The sequence below is a fragment of the uncultured Treponema sp. genome (assembly GCF_946187725.1).
Taxonomy (GTDB): Bacteria; Spirochaetota; Spirochaetia; order Treponematales; family Treponemataceae; genus Treponema_D.
Genome location: NZ_CAMHSK010000010.1, coordinates 22,854 through 46,348, shown reverse-complemented (window position 1 = coordinate 46,348; position 23,495 = coordinate 22,854). Strand labels below are relative to the sequence as shown.

16 protein-coding genes are annotated in these 23,495 nt (G+C 44.5%); 8 read left to right on the top strand and 8 right to left on the bottom strand.

The genetic code is table 11. The features are described 5' to 3' along the window. Positions 1-38: 38 nt before the first annotated feature. Genes ispF through Q0Q74_RS05975 form a run of 3 tightly spaced genes read right to left on the bottom strand, consistent with a single transcriptional unit; the run spans position 39 to position 1,993 of the window. Positions 39-518 (bottom strand): 2-C-methyl-D-erythritol 2,4-cyclodiphosphate synthase, encoded by a 480-nt coding sequence (ispF, locus tag Q0Q74_RS05985; protein WP_294429359.1) that lies wholly within the window; start codon positions 516-518, stop codon positions 39-41. A gap of 12 nt (positions 519-530) precedes the next feature. Then, the gene (locus tag Q0Q74_RS05980; protein ID WP_294429358.1) at positions 531-1,310 is read right to left on the bottom strand and encodes an IspD/TarI family cytidylyltransferase; all 780 of its coding nucleotides are present in this window, start codon (positions 1,308-1,310) and stop codon (positions 531-533) included. Then, positions 1,310-1,993 (bottom strand): CarD family transcriptional regulator, encoded by a 684-nt coding sequence (locus Q0Q74_RS05975; RefSeq protein ID WP_294429356.1) that lies wholly within the window; start codon positions 1,991-1,993, stop codon positions 1,310-1,312. Before Q0Q74_RS05975 ends, Q0Q74_RS05980 begins: the two co-directional genes overlap by 1 nt. Positions 1,994-2,264: 271 nt before the next feature. Here Q0Q74_RS05975 and Q0Q74_RS05970 point away from each other — a divergent pair, with 271 nt between their 5' ends. From Q0Q74_RS05970 to abc-f, 3 genes are all read left to right on the top strand, one after another. Further along, positions 2,265-4,496: a DEAD/DEAH box helicase gene (locus Q0Q74_RS05970; RefSeq protein ID WP_294429355.1), complete on the top strand. Its 2,232-nt coding sequence runs from the start codon at positions 2,265-2,267 to the stop codon at positions 4,494-4,496. Positions 4,497-4,733: 237 nt separating this feature from the next. Continuing rightward, positions 4,734-9,179 (top strand): acyl-CoA dehydratase activase, encoded by a 4,446-nt coding sequence (locus Q0Q74_RS05965; protein WP_294429354.1) that lies wholly within the window; start codon positions 4,734-4,736, stop codon positions 9,177-9,179. A gap of 60 nt (positions 9,180-9,239) precedes the next feature. Then, positions 9,240-11,303 carry a ribosomal protection-like ABC-F family protein gene (gene abc-f / locus Q0Q74_RS05960; protein WP_294429353.1) on the top strand — a complete coding sequence of 688 codons (2,064 nt, stop codon included), beginning with the start codon at positions 9,240-9,242 and terminating at the stop codon, positions 11,301-11,303. 90 nt (positions 11,304-11,393) lie between these two features. On the opposite strand, the gene thrS is transcribed toward abc-f, so the two are convergent. Next, positions 11,394-13,151, bottom strand: coding sequence for a threonine--tRNA ligase (gene thrS / locus Q0Q74_RS05955; RefSeq protein WP_294429352.1), 1,758 nt, complete (start codon positions 13,149-13,151; stop codon positions 11,394-11,396). Between the two features lie 242 nt (positions 13,152-13,393). Here thrS and Q0Q74_RS05950 point away from each other — a divergent pair, with 242 nt between their 5' ends. Both Q0Q74_RS05950 and Q0Q74_RS05945 read left to right on the top strand, forming a co-directional pair. Beyond that, the gene (locus Q0Q74_RS05950) at positions 13,394-14,806 is read left to right on the top strand and encodes a hypothetical protein (protein WP_294429351.1); all 1,413 of its coding nucleotides are present in this window, start codon (positions 13,394-13,396) and stop codon (positions 14,804-14,806) included. Positions 14,807-14,852: 46 nt separating this feature from the next. Continuing rightward, positions 14,853-16,478, top strand: coding sequence for a peptide ABC transporter substrate-binding protein (locus tag Q0Q74_RS05945; protein WP_294429349.1), 1,626 nt, complete (start codon positions 14,853-14,855; stop codon positions 16,476-16,478). A gap of 39 nt (positions 16,479-16,517) precedes the next feature. On the opposite strand, the gene Q0Q74_RS05940 is transcribed toward Q0Q74_RS05945, so the two are convergent. Then, complete coding sequence (locus Q0Q74_RS05940; protein ID WP_294429348.1) at positions 16,518-18,173, bottom strand: class I adenylate-forming enzyme family protein; 1,656 nt, start codon at positions 18,171-18,173, stop codon at positions 16,518-16,520. Between the two features lie 140 nt (positions 18,174-18,313). On the opposite strand from Q0Q74_RS05940, the gene Q0Q74_RS05935 reads away from it, so the two are divergent. The 3 genes from Q0Q74_RS05935 to Q0Q74_RS05925 are packed head-to-tail and all read left to right on the top strand — an operon-like array spanning position 18,314 to position 20,239. Next, positions 18,314-18,601, top strand: a complete 288-nt coding sequence (locus Q0Q74_RS05935) for a type II toxin-antitoxin system Phd/YefM family antitoxin (protein ID WP_294429347.1) — start codon at positions 18,314-18,316, stop codon at positions 18,599-18,601. Positions 18,602-18,630: 29 nt separating this feature from the next. Beyond that, complete coding sequence (locus Q0Q74_RS05930) at positions 18,631-19,125, top strand: type II toxin-antitoxin system VapC family toxin (RefSeq protein WP_294429346.1); 495 nt, start codon at positions 18,631-18,633, stop codon at positions 19,123-19,125. A 43-nt stretch (positions 19,126-19,168) separates the two neighbouring features. Beyond that, positions 19,169-20,239, top strand: coding sequence for a phospho-N-acetylmuramoyl-pentapeptide-transferase (locus tag Q0Q74_RS05925; RefSeq protein WP_294429345.1), 1,071 nt, complete (start codon positions 19,169-19,171; stop codon positions 20,237-20,239). A gap of 70 nt (positions 20,240-20,309) precedes the next feature. On the opposite strand, the gene Q0Q74_RS05920 is transcribed toward Q0Q74_RS05925, so the two are convergent. The 3 genes from Q0Q74_RS05920 to Q0Q74_RS05910 all read right to left on the bottom strand — a co-directional run bounded on the left by Q0Q74_RS05920 (position 20,310) and on the right by Q0Q74_RS05910 (position 23,494). Next, on the bottom strand, positions 20,310-21,551 hold the full coding sequence (locus Q0Q74_RS05920) for a M20 family metallo-hydrolase (protein ID WP_294429343.1): 1,242 nt from the start codon (positions 21,549-21,551) through the stop codon (positions 20,310-20,312). 129 nt (positions 21,552-21,680) lie between these two features. Beyond that, positions 21,681-22,022 carry a helix-turn-helix transcriptional regulator gene (locus tag Q0Q74_RS05915; protein WP_294429341.1) on the bottom strand — a complete coding sequence of 114 codons (342 nt, stop codon included), beginning with the start codon at positions 22,020-22,022 and terminating at the stop codon, positions 21,681-21,683. Positions 22,023-22,321: 299 nt separating this feature from the next. Then, the gene (locus tag Q0Q74_RS05910; RefSeq protein ID WP_294429339.1) at positions 22,322-23,494 is read right to left on the bottom strand and encodes a 3-dehydroquinate synthase family protein; all 1,173 of its coding nucleotides are present in this window, start codon (positions 23,492-23,494) and stop codon (positions 22,322-22,324) included. Position 23,495: the final 1 nt, after the last annotated feature.

Genomic DNA, 23,495 nt, shown 5'->3' with positions numbered 1-23,495 from the left:
TTAGAAAGGTGCAATTGCTAATTTCTAATTACTAATTATTAATTGCTGTTTTCTAACAGGCAGATTGCCCAGACTTCTACGGCGCGGCCTTCACCAATGTCACCAAGCTTTTCACCTGTTTTGGCTTTTACGAAGATTTGAGATTTGCTTACACCGAGAATGTTTGCGATTGATTCTTGAACTTTTTCGCGGAAAGGAAGAAATTTTGGCTTTTCGAGAGCGATTACGCAGTCAAGATTTCCGAGTTGCCAACCGGCTTTGAGAACATCTTCCCAGCAAGTTTTGAGCAGCATGGCTGAGTCCGCATCCTTCCATTTTGGCTCGTTCGGCGGAAAATATGAACCAATATCTCCCAGTCCGCTCGCACCAAGAAGTGAATCTGTAATGGCATGAAGAAGAACATCACCGTCAGAATGGCCGAGCTCCCCCTTTTCTGAAGGAATTTCTACACCGCCCAGCATGAGCTTACGCCCCTCTGTGAGAATGTGTTTGTCATAGCCCATGCCGATTCGAATCATTTTGAAAATCCTTTAGTCTGAGAGCAGTTTGATGTCTTCGGGATAAGTGATTTTTTTGTTTTCTGGGTCGCCGAGAACGACTTTTACGCGGGAATAAGATTCTCCATTTTCGTCTTTGCGTTTTGCGGCAAATTCATCCCAAATTTCTGTATCGTCTGTGAAAGTTTTGTTGCTTTCGGCTGCAAAACGATGTGCTTCAAGAATTGGCTTGAATTTGAAAACCTGAGGTGTCTGCACAGCCGTGAGACTTGAACGAAGCAGATGCTTTACGATAAAGCCGTTTTCGTCAATTTTTTTCTGTGTTTCAGTTGGCTGCAAGCCTGGAACTGCTGCTCCAAATTCACTTGCAGCACGGTAAGTGAGTTCGACCGTTTCTGATTTTAAGAAAGGCCTTGCTCCATCGTGGATGAAAACTAGTGAACATTCCGGAGAATTTTCACTGATTGTTTCGAGGGCGTCATGAACTGATTCACGGCGAGTTTTGCCGCCTGGAATAAAAATGAACTTGGTTTTTGAAGAAAAACTTTTGACAAAATCATCGGCAAAAATTGCTTCCCGGCACTTTTGCTCGTTTTCTTTTAAATCAACGGAATTTTCTGCTGATGGAAAAGTGACGACAACAGTGCTGAAATTGAGCGTAGAAAGGAACGCTTTTGCAGCACTTGAAAGAACTGTGCCACCATTCATGGGAAGATATTCTTTTTTGATTTTTGTGCCTGTTTTGTCAAAACCGATTCTTGCTGAAGAGCCAGCCGCAACAAGAATTAATGCAAGTTCATCATTATTTGTCATTATTCCTCGTCATCTCCATCGTCATCCATCTCATCGCCTTCATCAGCTTCATCTGCTGAATCAGCCTCATCTGAATCATCATCATCTTCTGAATCTGAGTCATTATCATTGATTTCGTCAGAGAATTCATCATCATCATCTTCGTCATCATCGATAATGATTGATTTTTTAGGAAGCAGTGCTCCAAGTGGTTCGAGTTTTGCATGAAGCATAGACTCAACTTCTTTTGATGGCTTGTCGAGTGCGAACGCGATTTCATCTTCAAGAAGCTTTTTAGCATTGTCGTAAAGTTTTCGCTCAAGAATTGGGAGTTCCTTTACCTTTGAGCGATGGTAGAGGCAGCGGACAATGCTGACAATATCAAAAATGCTGCCTTTTTTGAGCAAATCAAGGTTCATCTGATAGCGGAGCTTCCAGTCTGATGTGACAGGTTCGATTTCTTCACCAAGAAGTTCAAGTGCTTTTTGAGCATCTTCTGCGCTTACAATAGGACGAATTCCAATCATTGCAGCGTTTGCGACTGGAATCATTACAATCATATCTGAAACTTCAAGATAAATTTTGTAATATTTGACGGTTTCTTCACCAACCTTCCTGTCGAAAATTTCTTTAATCTGACCGACGCCCTGACTTGGGTAAACAACCCGCTGATCAATGGCGAATTCAAAGTTTTCTTCACTCATATTCCTCTATTATAGCACAGTATCTTAAAAAAGAAAACACACAGTTAAATTCTTTAATGCGGGATTTTCAATATTTTGCTTGCATTTTCAAAAGATTTCCGATATATTATTCGAACATTCTTATGGAAGCAGAGGGCTTCCAATTTCTATGCGTGCTCACGCTTTTGTTTTCGCACTGATTACCGGTGGTCTCCGGTAACACAATCCCGCAATTTAATTGTACAGATTTTGCGATTCCCAAAGGCAACGAACACGCCACAGGGGAACACAAATGGAAAATGAAGAACTTGACGGCACAGCTGTCATCAATGGGGAAACTGTCTCTAATGCAGTTTCAGGGGAAAATGTCGTTTCTAAAGAATCAGCTGACATTTCAAACGAAGAGCCAAAATCAGCTCTCGACAATTACATCGATAATTTAGACCGTGATTTTACAGATTCAGAAGAATTTGACGATGACGAGTCGGATGACGCTGATGAAGACGACGGAGAAATTTCATTCGCAGATTTAGGTCTTGATGAAACCGTTCTTGCCGCAATCGAAAAGAAAGGATTCAAGCATCCGTCACCAATTCAGGTGCTCGCAATCCCACGCCTTTTGAACGGAGACGCAAACATCATCGCAAAAGCCCGAACAGGTACAGGTAAAACAGCCGCATTCGGTTTGCCAATCGTTCAGCGGGTTCACGAAGAAAGCGATCATGTTCGCGCAGTAATTTTGGAGCCAACCCGCGAGCTTGCAATTCAGACCTGCAATGAGCTTCAGACTTTCACAAGCGGAAAATATCCACGAACAACTGTTTTGTACGGTGGAGCAAGTTACCGTGACCAGATTCGCGACCTCAAACGCGGTTGTGAAATCGTTGTTGGTACACCAGGCCGAATCCAGGACCACTTGGAGCGCGGAACTCTCAAACTCGACCAGATTGATTACTTTATCCTCGACGAAGGCGATGAAATGCTCGACATGGGCTTTATCGATGACATCGAGCATATTTTTGAGCAGGCAAAACCAGACGCACGAATCTTGCTTTTCAGTGCGACAATGCCAAAACCAATTCTTCGCATCGCAGAGCAGTTCATGGGCGACTATGAAATCTGTGAGGAAGAGGGATTTGTTGAAGAGCCACTTTTGATTGATCAGAAGTACTGGTTTGTCCGTGAAAGTGACAAAATTGAGGCACTTGTTCGAATCATCGATATGAGCCCGAATTTCTACGGTCTTGTTTTCACACAGACAAAGAACGACGCTGACAATGTTACAAAAATGCTCGATGAAAAGGGCTATGATGTTGCGGCTTTGCACGGAGACATCCCTCAGGGACAGCGCGAGAAGATTCTTGCTCGCTTCCGAAGCCGAAAAACTCGCGTTCTCGTAGCTACTGATGTTGCGGCTCGTGGTATCGATATCAACGGACTTTCACATGTTGTAAACTATTCTCTTCCATATGATGGAGCAACATACATTCACCGAATCGGTCGTACAGGCCGAGCTGGAACAAGCGGAACTGCAATCACATTCGTTCGACCAGAAGAGCGCCGAAAACTTGAATTCCTCAAAAACACAGTCCGAAAGGCAGCAAAAGGTGAGTTGAACGAAGAAGAAGTTCCATCAGTAAAGAAAGTTCTCGAAGTAAAACGCGAGCGCATGTTGGACACACTCAAAGTTCAGCTCGGACTTATGCGTGACCCTGCTGATGTCAAAGACGGAGTTGTCTACATCGGTGGCGGAAAAGCACAGGTTGAAGGTGAGGACCTTGCAAAACAGGATGATTTTGTTCCAGAACTTAAATCAGTTGATGCAATCTACACAAAAATGGCTGCAGAACTTTGTGCCGGACAGGATGCAGAAGCTGTTCTTGCAGGAATGCTCAGCGTAACTTACGGAAAATCACTCGACGAATCACACTATGGCGACATCACTCCAATCAGACCGAGAGGAGACAGATTTGGCGACCGTGACCGTAGCGGAAGAAGAGGCGAACGAGGAATGGGCGGCAGAAGGTTCAGTGACGGCGGAGAAGACCGAAACGATCAGAAGCGACTTTTCATTCAGCTTGGCCGACGCGATGGTTACAACGCACGCGGAATCGCGGACTATTTCAGTGATTTGCTCAATATTCCTGGACGACTTGTTGACCGAATTGATGTTTCACAGAACTTCTCACTCGTCAGTTTGCCAATTGACAGCGCAAATAAGGTTCTTGACCTTTCGCAGAGCGGAAAAATTCCGCATGTCCATGTAGATTCGAAGGGCGGAAACGGCGGTGGAAGAAGACGCGACCGTGATGACTTTGATGATTTTGGTTCAAAAGACCGAGGATTTGGCGGACGAGACCGTGGTGGCAGAGGTCGCGGTTTTGCCGGCGGATTTGGACGCGAGCGTGACCATGGCTTTGGCGGTCGTGACAGAGAACGCAGTTTTGGCAGAAAAACTCACGCACAGACCGAGCGCAATGGAGCATCGTCATACAAAAAATCTAGCCGAAAAGACGAATTCTAGGAACAAAAAATCCGTCCATGGATTTTTTGATTCCAACGAGAAAATTCAAACAAGAAAATCTTTCCAATTTTAGATTTTCTTGAGTTCACCTAAAGGCAAACACGGCAAATATCGTTAACTTTGCCGTTTGAATTTTCTCTCTTTTCTGTTACCCCGCATCCATGCGGGGCATAAAATCTGAAATCAGGGGGAGACTTCCCCCCTTTTTTTGTTTTATAATCAAGTTGAGGCAATATTTTGGCACAGAAACTTTTGCGAATGGGAATCGATGTTGGTTCCACAACTGTTAAAATCTTAATTCTTGATACTGAAAAAAACGAAATCGTTTACAATCATTACGAACGGCATCATGCTGAACAATGGAACACAGCTCAAAGGCTTTTGAGTGATGTAGCACAGAAATTCCCCGGTCAGCGTTTCAGAATTGCGATTTGTGGTTCAGGCGGAAAACCGATTTCAGATAAAATCGGTGCGCATTTCGTTCAGGAAGTTGTTGCCAATTCTTCGGCTGTCCGAGCCTTGTATCCTCAGACCAGAACGGCGATTGAGCTTGGCGGTCAGGATGCCAAAATTATTTTCTTTTATGATGATGACGGGCGGCTTGTAACTTCTGACATGCGAATGAACGGAAGCTGTGCGGGCGGAACAGGAGCTTTTATCGATGAAATCGCCTCGCTTTTAAAAGTTCCGACCGAGCAGTTTGAAGGTCTTGCGGCCGCAGGAACGGAAGTGCATTCGATTTCAGGGCGATGCGGTGTTTTTGCAAAGACAGATATTCAGTCCATGCTCAATCAGGGCGTTAAACGTGAAGATATTGCCCTTTCGGCCTTTCATGCAATCGTAAAGCAGACTGTGGGCGGTCTGGCACAGGGGCTGGAGTTAAAGCCTCCGATTATTTTTGAGGGCGGCCCGCTCACTTATGACCATACTCTTGTAAAAGCTTTTGCCGAAAAATTAAATCTTAAACCAGAAGAAATTATCCGCCCGGAGCACCCGGAGACAATCGTTGCGCGAGGTGCGGCGATTGCACTGGATGAGCTTTTCCCATGCGAAGAAGGTTCGGACGGAATTTTAATCGAAGATGCCGTTCATGCTCTTGATGGCGGAGTTGTTCGCGTGGAGCATGTTGGCTCAAAAATCAAAAAGCCATATTTTGAAAACGAAGAAGAATGCAGGGCCTGGCGTGAAGCTCATAAATCCCCGGAACTTGCAAAAATTGATTTAAAATCGGGCGATACGCTCAATGTTTATATTGGAATTGATGCGGGAAGTACAACGAGCAAAATGGTCTTGATGACCGAGGACGAAAAAGTCTTTGATCGTTACTATGCGAATAACCGGGGCGACCCAATCAATGTCGTTCGCCGCGGACTCATGGAACTTCATGCTAAATACGAGGCGATGGGCGTAAAACTCAACGTGCTTGGACTTGGCACAACAGGTTACGGAGAACTTTTGATTGCAAAGGCTTACGGAGCTGATTATCACACTGTTGAAACAGTAGCACATGCAACCGCTGCCCGCCGCTTTGTTCCCGACGTGAGCTTTATCCTGGATATTGGCGGTCAGGACATGAAGGGAATCTGGGTTTCTGATGGAATCATCACGAACATTACGCTCAACGAGGCCTGTTCGAGCGGATGCGGTTCCTTCCTTGAAAATTTTGCTTCTTCACTCAAAATCCCGACTGACAAAATTGCGGATGCGGCTTTCCGCTCAAAAAAGCCTGCTGACCTCGGAAGCCGATGTACGGTCTTCATGAACTCAACGATTATCACCGAGCAGAAAAATGGTTGCGGCCCAGATGACATTATGGCTGGCCTTTGCCGCTCGATTATCGAAAACGTGTTCACAAAGGTTGTCCGAATTTCAAATACAAGCATTCTCGGAAATAAAATCGTAGTTCAGGGTGGAACTTTCAAAAACGATGCTGTTTTGCGCTCTCTGGAGCAGTATCTAGGCGTGGACGTTCAGCGCGCTCCATACCCAGGCGAAATGGGCTGTATCGGTGCGGCGTTGCTCACAAAAGAAAAGCATAATTTGGGCGAAAAATCCCATTTTATCGGCTTTGATGCACTGGAATCACTTTCTTACACACAGCGCGAAAATGTAATCTGCTCAAAATGTGCGAACCATTGTTCACGCAGCCTGATTCAGTTCTCGAACGGCACGACTTACATCACAGGAAACCGTTGTGCGCGCGGTGAAGTTGTTCTGCCGGAAGAATTGAGCGACGAGGACAAAAATATCCGTCTTTCTGACGGGGACGAAGAAGCCGTTTCTGGACTTGGCGAGCCTGAGAAAACAAAGCCGGGCGTGATTCCTGAGTCAAAGACACGCTACACTCCAGACCTTTTCCTTATCCGCGAGCAGCTTCTTTTCAAAAAATGGGATTATAAAGAAGTCAGCCAAAAGAAAAATATCACAATCGGATTGCCACGAACTCTCGAATTCTGGGATTCAATGCCTTTCTGGTCAACTTTCTTCCGTTCTCTCGGTTACGACGTAATTCTCTCGCACAAAAGCAGCCGGGAAATGTTCGAAAACGGCATCCCATTCGTTCCAAGCGACACTGTCTGCTTCCCAGCCAAACTAGCCCACGGCCACATCCAGGATTTGGTCAAACAGTTTGAAAAAATCAAAGAAAATTGCCGAATCTTTATGCCAATGGTCATGGAAATGCCTGCGACCGACAAGGCAAGAGCATCAAATTATGTTTGTGCAGTCGTAAAAGGCTATCCGCTGATTATTTCTCATTCCGAAAATCCTGCACGACGCTGGAATGTTCCTTTTGACAACCCGATGTTCCACTGGTATTCGGAAACTGACCGCAAAAATCAGATTCTCAATTACTTTAACTCGGCTTATGGGCTTCCAAAAAGTGAAATTGAGGCCGCTTTTGAGCAGGGTGAAACAGCACTTAAATCTTTCCGTGCAAAATTGCGTGAGGAAGGCCAGAAGATTATCGACAAAGTGACCGAAGAAGGAAGTTTTGCCGTGGTTCTGGCCGGTCGTCCTTATCACACGGATGCGCTTGTAAGCCACGATCTTTCGCGAGTCTTTACAAAGCAATACATTCCTGTTCTTACGGTTGATTCTTTGCCGGAACTGAACGATGTTAATCTTCGTTACACCCGTGCCGAAGTCACAAATAACTTCCACACACGAATGCTTTCGGGCGCGCTTTTGGCGGCAAAATCGCCGGTGCTTGAATATGTTCAGATTGTAAGCTTTGGTTGCGGACATGATGCGATTCTTTCAGACGAAATCATCAGAATCATGAACGAGACTTCCGAAAAATCTCCGCTGATTCTCAAGCTTGATGAGGGCGGGGCGGCCAATTCCCTAAATATCCGCGTAAAGTCTTTCATCGAGACGATTACTGAGCGAAGGGCCAAAAAAGGCAATCTCCCGTTTAAAGAGTTGGGCGACGCTTATTCTTCAAAATTCAGCAAAGAAGATTTGGAGATGCGCACAGTTCTGATTCCGAATGTTTCTGTCGCTTTCTGTAAGCTGCTTTCTGGTGTTTTGCGAAAACAGGGATTGCGTGCACTGCCGCTTTCGCTTGGTGAAAACAGTCAGATTCAGGTGGGCAAAAAATATGTTCACAACGACACTTGTTTCCCGGCTCAAATGGTAATCGGTGAGGCAATTTCTGCGCTTCAAAGCGGCAAATATCCGCTCGACCGCGTTGCAATCGGTATGGCAAAATATCAGGGCGACTGTCGTCTTTCGCATTATTCGGCATTGCTCCGTCGTGCGCTTGATGCGGCGGGATTCAATCAGGTTCCGATTGTCTCAACTGACCCTGTTGATTCAAAAAATATGCATCCTGGGTTCAGACTCGGTGCGCTCTTTAACATCCGCTCGCTGTGGGTCGTTACGATGATGGACATGCTCGAAGAACTGCGCCGTCAGATTCGTCCGTATGAGCTTAACAAGGGCGAGACAAACCGCGTATTTGACGAAGTGATTGATGATATCGCACTTGGAATTGACAAAGGCATTTCAAAGGCACTCAAAGCATACAAAAAAGGAATCAAAAAACTCTGTCAGATTAAATACGACCGCTCAAATCCGCGTCCGCGTGTCTTTGTGACCGGTGAATATCTCGTTACATTCCATCCTGGTTCAAACTTCCATGTTGAACGATATCTTGAAGAAAACGGAATGGAAGTGATTCTGCCTCGAATGGCGAATGTGTTCCGAAAAGATTTTTATGCCCGCGTAGTCGAGTCAAAGGATTTGAATGTCAAATTCGACAAAATGAATGCGATTTTTGACCGCGTCGCAGAAAAACTCTTTGGGTATGCGCAGAAAGTCTGTGAAAAGGAAGCTAGTCAGCATCCTCTCTTTGAAAAGGCAACACCGCTCCCTGTTCTTGCAGCCGAAACTGACGAAATCATGAACCGTACCTTCCTTTCGGGTGAAGGCTGGTTAATTCCGGGTGAAATCAAGGAATACGCGCTTCGAGGAGTTCAGTCGTTTGTAATTCTTCAGCCGTTTGGTTGTCTCCCGAATCATATTTGTGGCCGTGGAATCATGAAAAAGGTAAAGGAAGAATTTCCTGCCGTTCAGATTTTGCCGCTCGACCTTGACCCGGACACAAGCTTTGCAAATGTCGAAAACCGTCTGCAAATGCTGATTATGAACGAAAAATCGAGGTACCAGACCGTCGGTTAATCTGGGGAAGCGCACTTTTAATCGGTGCGAATCTATATCAATTTATCATTTAGGTTAATTATGGCATTTGTTCAATTCAACAAGGTGTCGCTTGCTTTTGGCGACAGGGATATTCTTAAAAATGTATCGGTAAATTTAGCTGCTGGCAGCAAGGCAGCGCTTACTGGCGCAAACGGAACAGGTAAATCAACTCTCATCAAAGTAATGGCAGGACTTGTCTCACCGGATGACGGTTCTCGTGCGGTTTCCAAAGATGCAAGAATCGCCTATCTTCCTCAGAGCGGCCTTACTCACCACGGATGCACGCTTCGTGAAGAGGCCGACAAAGCCTTTGCATTCGGATACAAATTGCAGGAAGAACTTGATAAAATCGGTGATGATTTGAAAGCAGGCATTGGAAATCAGAAAGTCCTTCTTGAACGCCATGATGAAATCATAAACGAAATGGAAAGTTCCGGTTTTAACCGCAGGAATGTAACCGCCGAGCAGATTTTGATTGGTCTTGGTTTCTCTCATGAAGACTTGGACCGCAATTGCGAAGAATTTTCCGGCGGATGGCAGATGCGAATCGCCCTTGCCAAAAATCTCATGGTAAACCCGGACATTCTTCTTCTTGATGAACCGACCAACTACCTCGATATTGAGGCGCGTGAATGGCTCGAAAAATTTCTGAACAATTATGCAGGCGGATTTTTGCTTGTAAGTCATGACCGATATTTCCTTGACCATACAATCAACGAAGTCTACGAGCTTTTTAACGGCGAGCTTCACCGATACCCCGGCAATTTTACTCACTACGAAAAGGTTCGTGAAGTCGAGCTAGAAACACTCATAAAAGAATACGAAAAGCAGCAGGAAGAAATCCGTCACTTGCAGGAATTTATCGACCGCTTTGGTGCCAAGGCTACAAAGGCGGCACAGGCTCAGGAGCGACAGAAAATGCTCGACAAAATCCTTGAGCACGAAATCGTCATTCCTGAATCACTCAAAAAGATTCATTTCAAGTTCCCGCAGGCTCCTCATTCGGGGCGTCTTGTTGCCACGCTTGAAAAAGTAACAAAATCTTACGATGGAGAAAAAAAGGTTCTCGACAATCTTGATTTGCTTCTTGAAAATGGAGACCGTCTTGTGGTCGCAGGTCACAACGGTGCCGGAAAATCCACTCTTTTGCGAATTCTTGCTGGTGTTGACCCAAATTTTGAGGGCAGCGTAAAACTGGGTGCAGGCGTTTCAATCGGCTACTTCTCGCAGGATAACGCCGAAACCCTCAAAGGCAGCGCGACTATTCTTGAAACGATTGAGGCCGAAGCGCCGCTTGATTTGATTCCGAAATTGCGTGATATGCTGGGTGCGTTCCTTTTCCGTGGCGATGATGTTTTCAAGAGCCTCGATGTGCTTTCGGGCGGTGAAAAATCGCGTGTGGCACTGCTCAAACTCCTTCTCAAGCCGGTCAACCTTCTCATTCTTGACGAACCGACCAACCACCTGGACATGCATTCAAAAGATGTCCTTCTCGAAGCCCTCAAAGACTTTGGTGGCACAGTAATTTTCGTCAGCCACGACCGAGGATTTATCGAAGAGCTTTCAACACGCGTGCTCGAACTCAAACCGGGCAAATTCCGCACATTCCCAGGCGACTACCGCTATTACATGGAACGGATTGAGCGAGAGGCAAACGGGGAGGAAGTTAGCAGTGAGCAATTAGCAATTAGCAATGGGAAGGGGGGAGTCCCACAATTGGCGGGGAGCGGTTCAGGCACAGCCTTCACCGAGACTCGCTCAAAACCTGCCTCGCAGGTTTTGCCCCTGTCGGGTCGCTCCATACCCCGCAACACCCCGAATCAGTCTGAAAAATCGGATGCACGGCTTTCTTATGAAGAGAAAAAGAAATACGAGGCAGAAAAACGGAAGGCTGAAAAGCGTGTTTCACAAATAGAAGCTGAAATCGCCAAAATCGAAGAAGAAAAATCTCTCGAAGAAAATAAAATGGCCAATCCCGAAGTTTACTCAAACGGCGAAAAAGCAAAAGCTGTGCAAGCCCGCATTTCTGAGTTGTCGGCAAAACTCGACGAGCTAAACGCCCAGTGGGAAGAAGCCGCAATGCAGCTTGAAGAATTTAATTAAAAGCAAAAAAAAGCCCCGCACGGATGCGGGGCAAAAACGCTTGAGAAGCGTTTAGCGAGTCTCCCGAAGAGCTGTGCCCGTAGGGCTGCTTTAGATACCCACGAAATGTGTATTTACTTTCTCTTGTACATAGCCCACGAACTCTTCAATCTTCATTGTTTTCTGCTCGAGGCCGCTTGACTGGCGGAATCGGACTGTAACTGTTCGCTCTTTCTTTTCGTTTTCGCCAAGAATCAAGATGTAAGGAGTCTTGTGCTCCTTTGTGATTGTCTTGATTTTTGAGCGCATATTGTCTGTTGAAAGATATGCGTTCGAGCGGATGTCGTTGGCCACAAGAATATCGTTGACTTCTTTTGCGTAGTCATCGAAATCATTTGTGACTGGAACGATTGCTGCCTGCTCGAATGCAAGCCATGTCGGGAATGCACCAGCAAAGTTCTCAATGAGGATACCAAGGAATCGCTCAAAAGAACCCAAAATTGCACGGTGGAGCATTACCGGGTGATGCTTCTGGTTGTCGGCACCGATGTATGTTGCGTCAAGGCGCTCTGCAGACGGAAGCTGGAAGTCAGCCTGAATTGTGCCGCACTGCCATTCGCGACCGATACAGTCGTAAAGCTTGAATTCCAGTTTTGGACCGTAGAATGCACCTTCGCCCGGCTGGATTTCATAATTCAATCCTGCTTCATGACAAGCGTCTGCCAAAGCCTTTTCGGCACGCTCCCATGTTGCCAAATCGCCTACATGGTCTTCTGGCATTGTTGAGAATTTTACGACCAAATCATCGAAACCGAAGTCATGGTAAACATTTTTGAGGAGCTTACAGAATTTAGCAACTTCTGATGCAACCTGGTCTTCTGTACAAAGGATGTGAGCGTCGTCCTGAACGAATCCTCGAACGCGCATTACCCCGTGCAAAGTGCCGCTTGCTTCGTTTCGAACATCATGACCGAATTCTGCCAAACGCAAAGGCAGGTCTTTGTATGAACGCTGTCGGCTCTTGAAGATTTCAAGTGCACCAGGGCAGTTCATCGGTTTGATTGCGAACAAACGCTTTTCTGACTCGGTGATGAACATGTTGCGCTGGTAGTGATCCCAGTGACCGCTTCGCTCCCAGAGAGTGCGTGGCATGATTGCAGGAGTGTTTACTTCCTGATAGCCGTCGCGGCGAACCATTTTGCGCATGTAATCCTGCATTGTGGTGTAGATTGTCCATCCGTTCGGGTGCCAGTAAACCTGACCTGGATTTTCCGGGTCAACATGGAACAAGTCCATTTCGGTACCGAGCTTTCGGTGGTCGCGTTTTTCGGCTTCTGCGAGCATAGCGAGATATTCTTTGAGGTCGTTCGGTTTTTCAAAGCAGAGAGCGTATACTCGTGTGAGCATCGGGCGGTTTGAGTCACCGCGCCAGTAAGCACCTGCAATTTTGTCGAGCTTGAAAGCCTGACCGTTGATTTCTTTTGTTGTTGCAACATGCGGGCCACGGCAAAGGTCGAGATAGCCGTCCTGCTCGTAAGTTGAGATTGTTTCGCCTTCCGGCAAATCGTTAATCAGCTCAAGTTTGTAAGGCTCGTCTGCGAAAAGCTTGACAGCTTCTTCTTTTGAAACTTCTTTGCGTACGAATTCTGCACCGCTTGCAAGAATTTTTCGCATTTCTTTTTCAACTGCAGCAAAATCATCTTCGGTCAATTTGGTAGTGGCGGTGGAAAAGTCAAAATCGTAATAAAATCCGTTTTCGATAGCCGGGCCGATTGCAATTTTGGTTCCCGGAAACAAATGCTTGACGGCTTCCGCCATAACATGTGCGCAAGAGTGACGCACAATCTGAAGTTTTTCATCAACTGCCATAATTGTACCTTCTGTTTTTAAAATGTTTATATAGAATAGTGTTTTCAGCAATAAGTTTCAATAATCAAAATAAATGCCGCCCAGCTATGGAGCAGCGCCGAAGGCGTTCTGGAGCGCAGCGGAAGAATGAGGGCTACCGAACTGCGGAACAGCGTCCGACGAAAAAATTCGCGCCATAAAAAATTGCTCACTGCTCATTACTAATTGCTAATTTCTAATTGAGAAATGCCGATACTCATAATATGGAAAATGGAAATAATTTTACAGAGACTTTGCTTCAGGCTTTAGACACGAAGGCTCAGTGGTATGACACAGAGGAACTTCCACGCGTTCTCGAAAATTACAGACTTTTGCACACTTGCGTAAAAGTTGTCTTTGAATTCCTTGTCAAAAAGGCGATGATTACCCCGGACCCTTACAAACTCGACAAGAAGATTTCAGACATCAAAGCACCGGACGGCGAACAGTTTGTGGAAAATGAGCGTTCCGTCATTATGGGGCAGCGTTTTTCTGATTATGAAAGTACTCTCGATTTCCTCTGTAATTATTATAAATTTTCTGTTTCCCAGCTTACACTCGTGAATATTAAAAAACTCATGGATGTAAACAACTCAATTTCATGGAACGCATTTTCTGCAAACGCGAACAAAATAAATACCCGCGTGCTTGCGACCATGGTTTTTTCGGCCAGACAGAACAGCGATCCGCTTACAGCAAGCATGATAAACGATAATCTTTCAAAGGCATCTCATGCACTTTCTGATATAAATTCGGCTTTGAAAGATTACAGTGATTTCCAGAAAGAATGGTACAAAGGACAGGTTCGACGCAATGTTCTTCTGAGTCCGGCTTTTGAGGCTGGCAAAATCGGCGGAGACCCTGCGGCTGAAGTCCAGCAGATTAAAAAGCATTTTTCTTCTGGAATGGGAAAAGTTCCTTTCTATAATGAATTGATTGAAGAAATCGTTCAGGAAGATTTGAGCGAAAAAAAGGAAGAACTTCAGAAACGCCTTCTCGATAAGCTGAATGTTGCTAAAGACAGTGACAAAAAGACAGAAAAGAGAATTGATACAAAGGCTCTGATTATGGGCGCTCTTCAGGTTCTTGGAGCAATGCCTCAGCAGATTGCCGTAATCGCCCAGAAAATTCAGGATAACCATGATTTGCTTCAGAGTGAGCATAATTCTTTCTTCGATAAATTGAAGCGTGCCTTGAGAAAGGCTTTCGGAATCGCGGAAAAACCTCTCTTTTATACGGTCACGATTGTTGAACAGACGACCGACACCAAGCGTAGCGAGCGAATCAACTATCAGACTTTCATGACGGATTTGGCTACAAAAACTCGCCGTTATGCTTCTGTGGCACAGACAAATTCACCGGGCTATAAGAAGATAAGTGCAATGCCGGAAGAAAAAATCGCAGAATTTGTCTCTAACCAGATTTCTGAATGTAATCATCTTCTGGTACTTCTGAATGCTCTTGATGATTTCTTTAAGGCTGCGGCAAGTCCGACAAACAAATCAAAAGTAAAAGGACTCAAAATTGACATTGCGACCCTCAAAAACTCAATCGTCAAGGCAAATCAGCTGAGAGTAGAGTACACTTCATATATTGAAGAAGAAGCTCAGATGAGACGACTGGGAATTAAGGGTTAGTCGCAAGGCGGCCACAGTTTCCGACACCTCTAATATGATAAAGTTTATGAAAAGAATTATTTTTGCGTTTTTTGCAGTTTTTTTTATCTTTCATCTTCATGCTCAGGAATTCTCTGACGAAGCACAGATTGATGAGCTAGAAACGGAAGATTCTTCTGAAGACAAAACAGTGATTGATTCGTTGCAGAGGAATTTCACGATTCTTATGGCCGTTCAGCCCTGGAATCTCGACATTCACACTGCCACTTATTCAAGCGAAGCTCAAATCCTTGATTCCCTTTACGAAGGGCTTTTTTCATATAATCCAAAAAATCTTGATCCGATGCCGGCAATTGCCGAAAGCTATAAGATTTCACGCGATAAAAAGCGCTGGACTTTTACCCTGCGCGACAACCTGACCTTTTCTGACGGTGAAAAAATTACTGCTTACAGCGTAAAAAATGCCTGGATTTCACTTTTGAGAACACCGAATGCTCCTTATGCTTCACTTCTGGACTGCATCAAGGGTGCCGCCGAATTCAGAAAGGGCACCGTACAGGAAAGCGAGGTCGCAATCAGAGCACGCAATGACAAAACTCTTGTCGTAACGCTTAATTCTCCTGTTGCTCATTTTGCAAAACTTTTGTGTCACCATGCCTTTGCCGTATGTAAGTTAAATCAAAATGGCGGTACGGACACTTCTGTTTTTAGCGGTGCTTTTATTATCAAGGAGAATTCAGAAAAATCCCTGATTCTCGCGAAGAATCCACGCTATTGGGATGCAAAAAATGTTCACATTCCTCAGATAACAATTTTACAGTCAAATGAAATCAAAGATAATTCATGGGCTTACAATGACGGTACTGCTGACTGGCTTTCCGGCATGATGGATACGAATGCCCTTCTGAACAAAAGCTCAATCCGAATCTCTGCGATTTTCGGCACGGAATTCATTTTCTTTTCATGCAAAAACAAGCCCTGGAACGATGCTGATTTCAGGAATGCCCTTCTTTCAGCGGTTCCGTGGGATTTGTTGAGAAAAAGCGGTCTCGTTGCGGCAAATACGCTGATTTATCCGCTTGCGGGTTATCATGGCGTTACAGGAATCACTGACACTTCAATCGAGGATGCTCAGGAAATGATGATTGAGGCACGGAAAAAGCTTGGAATTCCTGAGAATGAAAAACTTTCGCTTACATTTGGAATTTCTGCGATTTCGGAGAGACAGAAATCACAGGCTGAAATCCTCAAAAACGCCTGGGAACCACTTGGTGTTGAACTTAAAGTCCAGACTACGCCCGATGACCGTTACATCGATTCAATTCCCGGCTGGAACGCAGATTTGTTCTCTTATTCATGGATTGGAGATTTTGCGGATCCGATTGCCTTTCTGGAGCTTTTCCGCTCAAATTCGACCCTCAATCCGTCAAAATGGCATAGCGAGAAATTTGATGAGCTGATTAAAATGGCTAATGAAACGAGCGATAATGGCGAGCATTATAAGCTTTTGGCTCAGGCGGAACAGCTTTTGCTTGATTCAGGGGAAGTGCTTCCAATTACTCACTCAATCAGCCTTCATGCGGTAAATTTGCAGCAGATTGGCGGCTGGTATGTGAATGCTCTCGATATTCATCCTTACAAATACCTGTATTTCAAAGAAGTAAAGGTTGAATCTGCCCCGAATGTCATCTAAAGCGAGACGAGCGGTAATCAGCTCTTCCTCGCTCTCCCTTTAATCTTTTCGCAGAATGCCCTTTGCCAAGTCTTCAAGCGTACGGCTTTTCATTTCGGAGCGTTTTTTCTTTCCTGTGGCCGTCATCGGAATTTGCTCAACAAGAGCGAAATATCTTGGACGCTTATATATAGAAAGAATTTTGCTCTTTGTGCAGAATTCAAACAGTTCCTGTATGGTGAGGCTTTTGTCTTTTGGAACAATGTATGCCACGACTGCCTGACCGCGAATTTTATCAGGAATTCCTGTCGCGATTGAGTCTTTGACTTTTGGATGCCGGTTAATTGCTTCTTCGATTTGATTTGGATAGATATTTTCTCCGCTGACAACAATCATATCGTCTTTGCGGCCGCGGACTGTGACGCATAAATCCTCGTTCCAGATTCCGCTGTCGCCTGTGTACATCCAGCCCTTGTAAAATTTATCACGACATGCTTCATCGTTATTGAAATATGAGTAAGTCGTTTTTCCGGGCGCACGGATTATGATTTCTCCTTCGGTTTTATTGTCACATGGAACGCAATCTTCTGGCTCGGCTTTTCTGTCACTATAGATTTTGACGACACGCACTTCATCATCGGTACAACTTAAACCAACGGAACCTGCGCTGTCAGGGAGATTGTAAGGGCGGAGAAATGAATTCCAGAAGCTTTCGGTTGTGCCGTAGCCGTTGAAAATGTTTGGAGTGAGAACTTGCATATATCGTATACAGTCTGATTTTGAAAGGGGTGCGCCCATTGTGACTAATCCCCGCAAAGTAGAAAGATTTTTGGGTGATTTTTCTTGTGAGCGGGCGAGCAAGGCAAGGTTCGGCGGACTTCCCATCAGGAAGGTGATTTGATATTTTTCGACCCATTCAAGCGAAACTGTCGGCTGGAATTTCCGCATGATTACGGCACTTGCTCCTGCATAAAAAGTCGGGCACAAGCCTCCAGAATGGCAGCCTCCGCGATGGAACCAAGGAGTCATGTTAAGTGTTATATCATTCTGATTCATCGGATAGTGCATGATTACATCGTGAGCGGAAAGCACTTCATTTATGTCGTTGATTGGGACTGATTTTGGAAGTGCCGTTGTTTCTCTGGTCCAAAGCCGTAAAACTTCATCGTAAATATGCGGTCTGAAGTTGATTTTTGGATTCTCTGAGGAAGCATTTTTTGTGAAATCCTCGTAAGAAACATGATTCTCAGGTATGCAGACTTTTTCGATATTGTCTACAAGAATGAATTTTTCGGGCTTCCACTGGCAGATTTTAGAGGCTTCATCGATGATTTTAGCAATATTTGCTGAATACAGAACGACACGCGGTTTATTGTGATTTATTAAAAGCGCAAATTCGCCTGCAGCAAGATTGAAATTCGCCGCAAGTAAAATTGCACCGATTTTTCGTGGCCCAATGTAAGAAAAGGCGAATTCCGGACAGTTTCTGATTGCGGCCATTACGACATCATTTTTTTGGACACCGATGCTTTGGAGTGCATTTGCAAGACGGTTGGATTCTTCGTTGAGTGTTTTGTAAGTCCAGACGCGTGATGTTTCGGGATCTATAAGAGCATTTCTGTTTGAAAAACGGGCGACATTCCGCATGAATCCGTTGAGCCAGGTGTATTCGTGCTCAAAAGTGTCGATGAACATCGTGTCGTCATAAGTGCGCATTTCTCTATTATAATCGACTAATTGAAAATTTGAAACGAAAATCATTTGGGGGATTTTTATTAAATAAAACTGGTTGGAAAACTGGTTGACTTTTGAAAAATCATGTGTTATTTTATATCTATAAGAAGAAGGGGGTGCGTATGGTTGCAACGGCTGGAGTTAATCAAGGGCTTTCAATCGGTTCTTTTCAGGCAAAAACATATTTTGCAGAGCTTTTACGCAAAGTAGAAGAAGGTTTTATTGTTACGATTACCCGCAATGGTCATGATGTCGCCGTAATGCAAAGCCCAAAAAAGAAGGAATCAACAGAGGCACAAAAAGCATGGCAGCGTCTCATTAAGGTTTCAAAAACAATTTCCAGCAAAAATAGCAGCAATCCCATTTCTGTTGAGCAGATTCAAACCTGGCGCAATGATGGTTTGAGGTAGTTGTTAAGGCTGCCTAAAACGGAGAGAAAATGGCAAAAAAAGAGCATATAGTAATCGATTCAGACGGAAACATCGAAGATTCTCTTCCGGTTGCGGTAATTGACACATCGTATTTTATGAGTACTATTCTGGTAGCTTATACTAGCGATGAAAATTCAGAGGCGCAGGCTTTTTTGCAGAATCTTATCGAAAAGAACGGTCAGATTATCGTGCCTCAGCTGTTTTGGTTTGAAATCGGAAATGTACTTTTGAATGCCGCAAAGCCCAAAAAGGACGGGAGTGCAGGTCGAATCACAAAAGCCCAGTTGAATGAAATTCTTATGGACATAGCCGCACTTCCAATTTACACGGATTTTCAGCCTGATTCAGAAACGCGTTCCCGGATTCTTTCAATTGCACTTGATGAAGGGCTTTCTTACTACGATGCCACATATCTGGAGCTTGCCTTGCGTAAAGATGTTGCTCTTAAAACCTGGGATAAAGCCCTGCGGCAGGCAGCGCAAAATGCTGATTTAAGCATTTAATAATCTTTGTAATCTGCAAATAAATTTTTCCGATAATATGAATATGTTGTATTATCTTGGCGGAATTTTAACTAAGTATTTTGGTCCTGCTCGACTTTTGCAGTCTTACACGATTTTGATTGCTCTCGCGCTTTATTCAGGCTTTCTGATTGTGCGCTATTTTTTGCCGGCATTTTACGATGTGCTTCCACATGATCGTGGTCGTGAATTCACTGTCAATGCCGAAGCAGCAAAGGGCAAACCGACTGGAGCCGGAGTTGTATGGATTTCGGCATTTGTCATTTTGAGCATGATTTTTGTTCCTCTTGACTGGGTAAAATCAAGCATACTGATTTTGACATGGCTTATGATGCTTACCGGTTATCTTGATGACCACAGTATCAATAGCTGGGGGGAATACCGCAAGGCTCTTCTTGATTTGTTCATTGCGATTCTTGCTTCAGTAATTCTTTGTTTTTATTTGATTTATTCTTCACCTGACCGAAAGATTTATTTCTGGATTCCTTTATTTACGCATGAAATTTCTGTCGTGCCGTGGCTTTTTGTAATAATCTCTACAATCATGATTTGGGCCTCAATCAATACAACAAACTGCACGGACGGAGTTGACGGTCTGAGTTCAACGCTTGTACTTGTTGCTTTGATTACGCTTGGTGCGGTCTTCTATTTCATCCTCGGTCATAAGGACATTGCAGAATATCTTCTTGTTCCCCATATTTCTGACGGTGCAGGATGGGCTGTAATGACATTTGCTCTTGCCGGCGTTCTTATGGGCTATCTGTGGCACAACGCATTTCCGAGCCAGGTTCTCATGGGCGATGCTGGAAGCCGTGCACTTGGATTCTACATTGGTGTATGCGTAATGGTTACCCGAAATCCGTTCATAATCCTCGCGACTTCTTCATTGATTTTCTTGAACGGCGGTCTTGGACTGGTTAAGGTTTTCTTGAAACGCTTCCTGCACATTTCAATCTTCACGACGATTCGTTTCCCGCTTCACGATCACATGCGAAAAAATCACGGCTGGAGCGCGACACAGGTTTTAATTAAATTCCTGATTCTTCAGATTTTGATTACAGTCGGCGTTTTGGGAATTATCTTCAAAGTTCGATAAAAAAGTAGAAAGATGAAAATGGAAAACGGAAGGTTGAATTTTTAACTTTTCCGCTTTCCATTTTTTGTTTTTAGTTTTCTGTAAACAGAGCGCAGAGCGTTACTGCATCGGCGATTATATTCCGTACATAGCAATATTCGTTCGGCTGATGGCATACTTCGTCCATCGTTGACCAGATGGCCGCATTGTAGCCGCAGCAGCGAAGTTCCGCACCAACTGTTCCTCCGCCAATTCCGATCGGGCGTGCTTCAAATCCGTGTGCATTTTTGATGGCTGCAGCAAGTTTTTTTACAACAGGTGCATCAACAGGTGTTGCAGGAGACTGCTGTGCCTGCGGTTCACTGATTTCAATCTTTACACCGTATTTTGCTTCAATTTCAGCGGCGCGCTTGTTTACTTCTGCACGAACTGCATCCAGCGTGTAGCGCGGGAGAATTCGGCAATCCATGTAAAATACATCGTCTCCCGGAATGATGTTAACGGTCTCAACATTTGATTCTTTTTTTGTCGGCTGGAAAGTCGAATAATTCGGGCAGAACAAATTGTCCTTTTCGTTGAAGAAATTTTCCAAATCATTGAGGCGGAGTGCCAAATCACAGGCCGCAAGATGTGCATTTTTTCCTTTGTTTGGCATTGAACCGTGACTCTGCTGGCCGATTGTGTGTATTTTGAGCCAGAGAATGTTTTTTTCGGCAACTTCGATTGTTTCGCCTTTTTCATCACCGCCGTCTGGAATCAAAATCAAATCATTTTTATTAAAAAGCTCAGAATGATTCTTCAGCAGGTATTTGATTCCATATACAGAACCAAATTCTTCGTCTGCCATAAAGAGAAGTTTAACCGTGTGTTCTGGGGTAATTTTGTTCTTTAAGAGCGCAAGTGCGGCAAATACACCCGAAACAAGGCCCTGCTGGTTATCTTCAACGCCACGGCCAATCAGCTTGTCAGTTTTTTCGTCATATTGAACGGTGAACGGGTCGCTGTTCCAGAGCTTTAAATCTCCAGGCGGAACAACATCCATGTGTGCCATAACCCAAATTGCATAATCATCAGATTTTCCAGGAATTGTGAGCACGAGATTCGGTCGTACACCAGAAGAAACACGGTTGTCCGGAGCGTCATAGTGACTGAACTGAGACTCATCAAATCCGGCATCGCAAAGCCATTTTTCGAGTGCGGCACATTTTTTTGATTCGCCGTCACCACCAGATTCCGGGGCGATTGCAGGGATTGATGTAAGAAGCCGTTCAAGCTCAATCATGCGCGAACGGTCATCTTCAAGCGTTTTTTTGAAAGTTTCGATAGAATTCATTTATTTCTCCATAAGAGGCGAGCGGAAACATAGTTCCATCACCAGTCGATTTTTCATGTCGATTTTATCACAATCATGAAATTATGTGGAGAATTTTTCTGTAATTGGAGAAATGAAAACCCGCGAAACTTAGTGCACAATCCTGAACTTCAGACCTTTTAGCGTCTGAAAAACAGCCTGATTTACCGCTGAATTGAGCGATTCCTGAACATCTTCAATCTGTTTGTCGTCAGAGTCATCGGCAGAATAATAATCATACAATTCTGTCTTGAAAAGATTCGCAGGAGGGATTTTTATGGCCTCAGCAATTCTGATAATCAGGTCGAAAGAAGGCTTCGTAATTCCACATTCAATATTGCCAATCGTCCCACTTGATACGCCACAAAGTTCAGCCAGTTTTGCCTGTGTGATTCCTGCCTGTTTTCTGTAAAACCTCATTTTAATAATAAAGTTTTCCTGATACTCAGTCATGAACTCATTATGGATGAGAATTTTTCGATTTGGTACAGAGTGAAAATGGGAATAGTGAGAATTTTTCCCCATTTAAAATGTAATTTTAAGGCGGAAACCAATCACTTTACAGTAAATAAAATGGACAATTTCGAATTTCAGTGTCGATTTATGCAAACCATGCGTAAGCGGGGTTATGGCGGCAATCCCACTTGAGTTATTTTTGAAAAAAATAAGCTCCGTGGGATTGTCCGTCATGTTCTCGCTGAGAGCATGGTTTGTAGCAGACCGTGAATGTAAACTCGAAGTTTGACTTTTACTTACTTCAGGACGCTTAGAATGTCGCTTTCCGGCACTTCTGTTATGACTGTCTCACCGACATTTGACTGCAAAATGAATCTCACTTTGTCCGAAGAGTTTTTCTTATCCTTTTTCATCGCCAGAAGAAGTGTTTTTGCGATTTCGTCATCATTTCCGTACTTTTTCTTCATTTCCGGGTGAATCGGTTCAGTTTCCCAGCCGAACGAGGCAAGACAGGCCTTTACGCGGTTCGCATATTCTTTTGTGCAGAGACCGAGCTTTTGTGACAAATCAGCGGCACGAGCCATTCCCCATGCAACGCCGTCACCGTGAGTCACTACACCGAGACCGCACATTGATTCAAGCGCATGACCAAAAGTGTGTCCAAGATTCAGCTGCATACGGATATTTTTTTCGGTTAAATCCTGTTCTACAACTTTTGCTTTTGCGTTCACGCAGATTCGGATTGCTTCTTTTACAAGCGGATTTTTTCTGTCATCGAGAATTTGCGGGAATTTTTCAAGTTTTTCAAAAAGTTCCGGCGAATAGAGCAGGGCGGTCTTTACGACTTCGGCCATTCCGCTGCGATATTCGTGTTGAGGAAGGCTTTCGATGAATGACGGACAGATGTGGATTTTCTGTGCCGGAAAGAAGGAGCCAATCATGTTCTTGTATGAATCAAAGTCGCAGCCAGTTTTGCCGCCGATTGCCGCGTCAACCATTGAAAGGAGCGTGGTCGGAACAAGCTCACAGTGTGCGCCGCGCTTAAAAATTGAAGCCGCAAATGCCGTCATGTCAGTGATTACACCGCCACCGATTCCTACGAAAACAGCCGAGCGCTGACCGTTGTTGTCGAGTGCTGCCTTAACGATTGCGAGTACGCTTTCAATCGTTTTGAACGGTTCGCCTGCTCCCAAAATCAGAAGAATGTCTTTGCCGCGTTTGCCCGTAAATCCTGCCTCAATCTTAGGATGAGAAAAATCTTCGCCACGGAAAAAGTCAACGAATCCCTTCATAACAGGAAGTGCTGCTACGCTCGTGTCTGTCACGAAAATTCTCTGCGGGAGCGTTTCTTTTTCTGCAGAATAGAAAATTGCGTTCAAATCAAGTTCGCCTTCATAAAAGCGGATAAAAGTCCTGTCTGTTCCGGGATGTACCGGCGGGTAAATAATATCTTTTTCGTCGAATGTCATA

Coding starts and splice junctions, on each gene's coding strand:
- ispF (WP_294429359.1), bottom strand. CDS start 518: ATGATTCGAATCGGCATGGGCTATGACAAACACATTCTCACAGAGGGG.
- Q0Q74_RS05980 (WP_294429358.1), bottom strand. CDS start 1,310: ATGACAAATAATGATGAACTTGCATTAATTCTTGTTGCGGCTGGCTCT.
- Q0Q74_RS05975 (WP_294429356.1), bottom strand. CDS start 1,993: ATGAGTGAAGAAAACTTTGAATTCGCCATTGATCAGCGGGTTGTTTAC.
- Q0Q74_RS05970 (WP_294429355.1), top strand. CDS start 2,265: ATGGAAAATGAAGAACTTGACGGCACAGCTGTCATCAATGGGGAAACT.
- abc-f (WP_294429353.1), top strand. CDS start 9,240: ATGGCATTTGTTCAATTCAACAAGGTGTCGCTTGCTTTTGGCGACAGG.
- thrS (WP_294429352.1), bottom strand. CDS start 13,151: ATGGCAGTTGATGAAAAACTTCAGATTGTGCGTCACTCTTGCGCACAT.
- Q0Q74_RS05950 (WP_294429351.1), top strand. CDS start 13,394: ATGGAAAATGGAAATAATTTTACAGAGACTTTGCTTCAGGCTTTAGAC.
- Q0Q74_RS05945 (WP_294429349.1), top strand. CDS start 14,853: ATGAAAAGAATTATTTTTGCGTTTTTTGCAGTTTTTTTTATCTTTCAT.
- Q0Q74_RS05940 (WP_294429348.1), bottom strand. CDS start 18,173: ATGCGCACTTATGACGACACGATGTTCATCGACACTTTTGAGCACGAA.
- Q0Q74_RS05935 (WP_294429347.1), top strand. CDS start 18,314: ATGGTTGCAACGGCTGGAGTTAATCAAGGGCTTTCAATCGGTTCTTTT.
- Q0Q74_RS05930 (WP_294429346.1), top strand. CDS start 18,631: ATGGCAAAAAAAGAGCATATAGTAATCGATTCAGACGGAAACATCGAA.
- Q0Q74_RS05925 (WP_294429345.1), top strand. CDS start 19,169: ATGTTGTATTATCTTGGCGGAATTTTAACTAAGTATTTTGGTCCTGCT.
- Q0Q74_RS05920 (WP_294429343.1), bottom strand. CDS start 21,551: ATGAATTCTATCGAAACTTTCAAAAAAACGCTTGAAGATGACCGTTCG.
- Q0Q74_RS05915 (WP_294429341.1), bottom strand. CDS start 22,022: ATGACTGAGTATCAGGAAAACTTTATTATTAAAATGAGGTTTTACAGA.
- Q0Q74_RS05910 (WP_294429339.1), bottom strand. CDS start 23,494: ATGACATTCGACGAAAAAGATATTATTTACCCGCCGGTACATCCCGGA.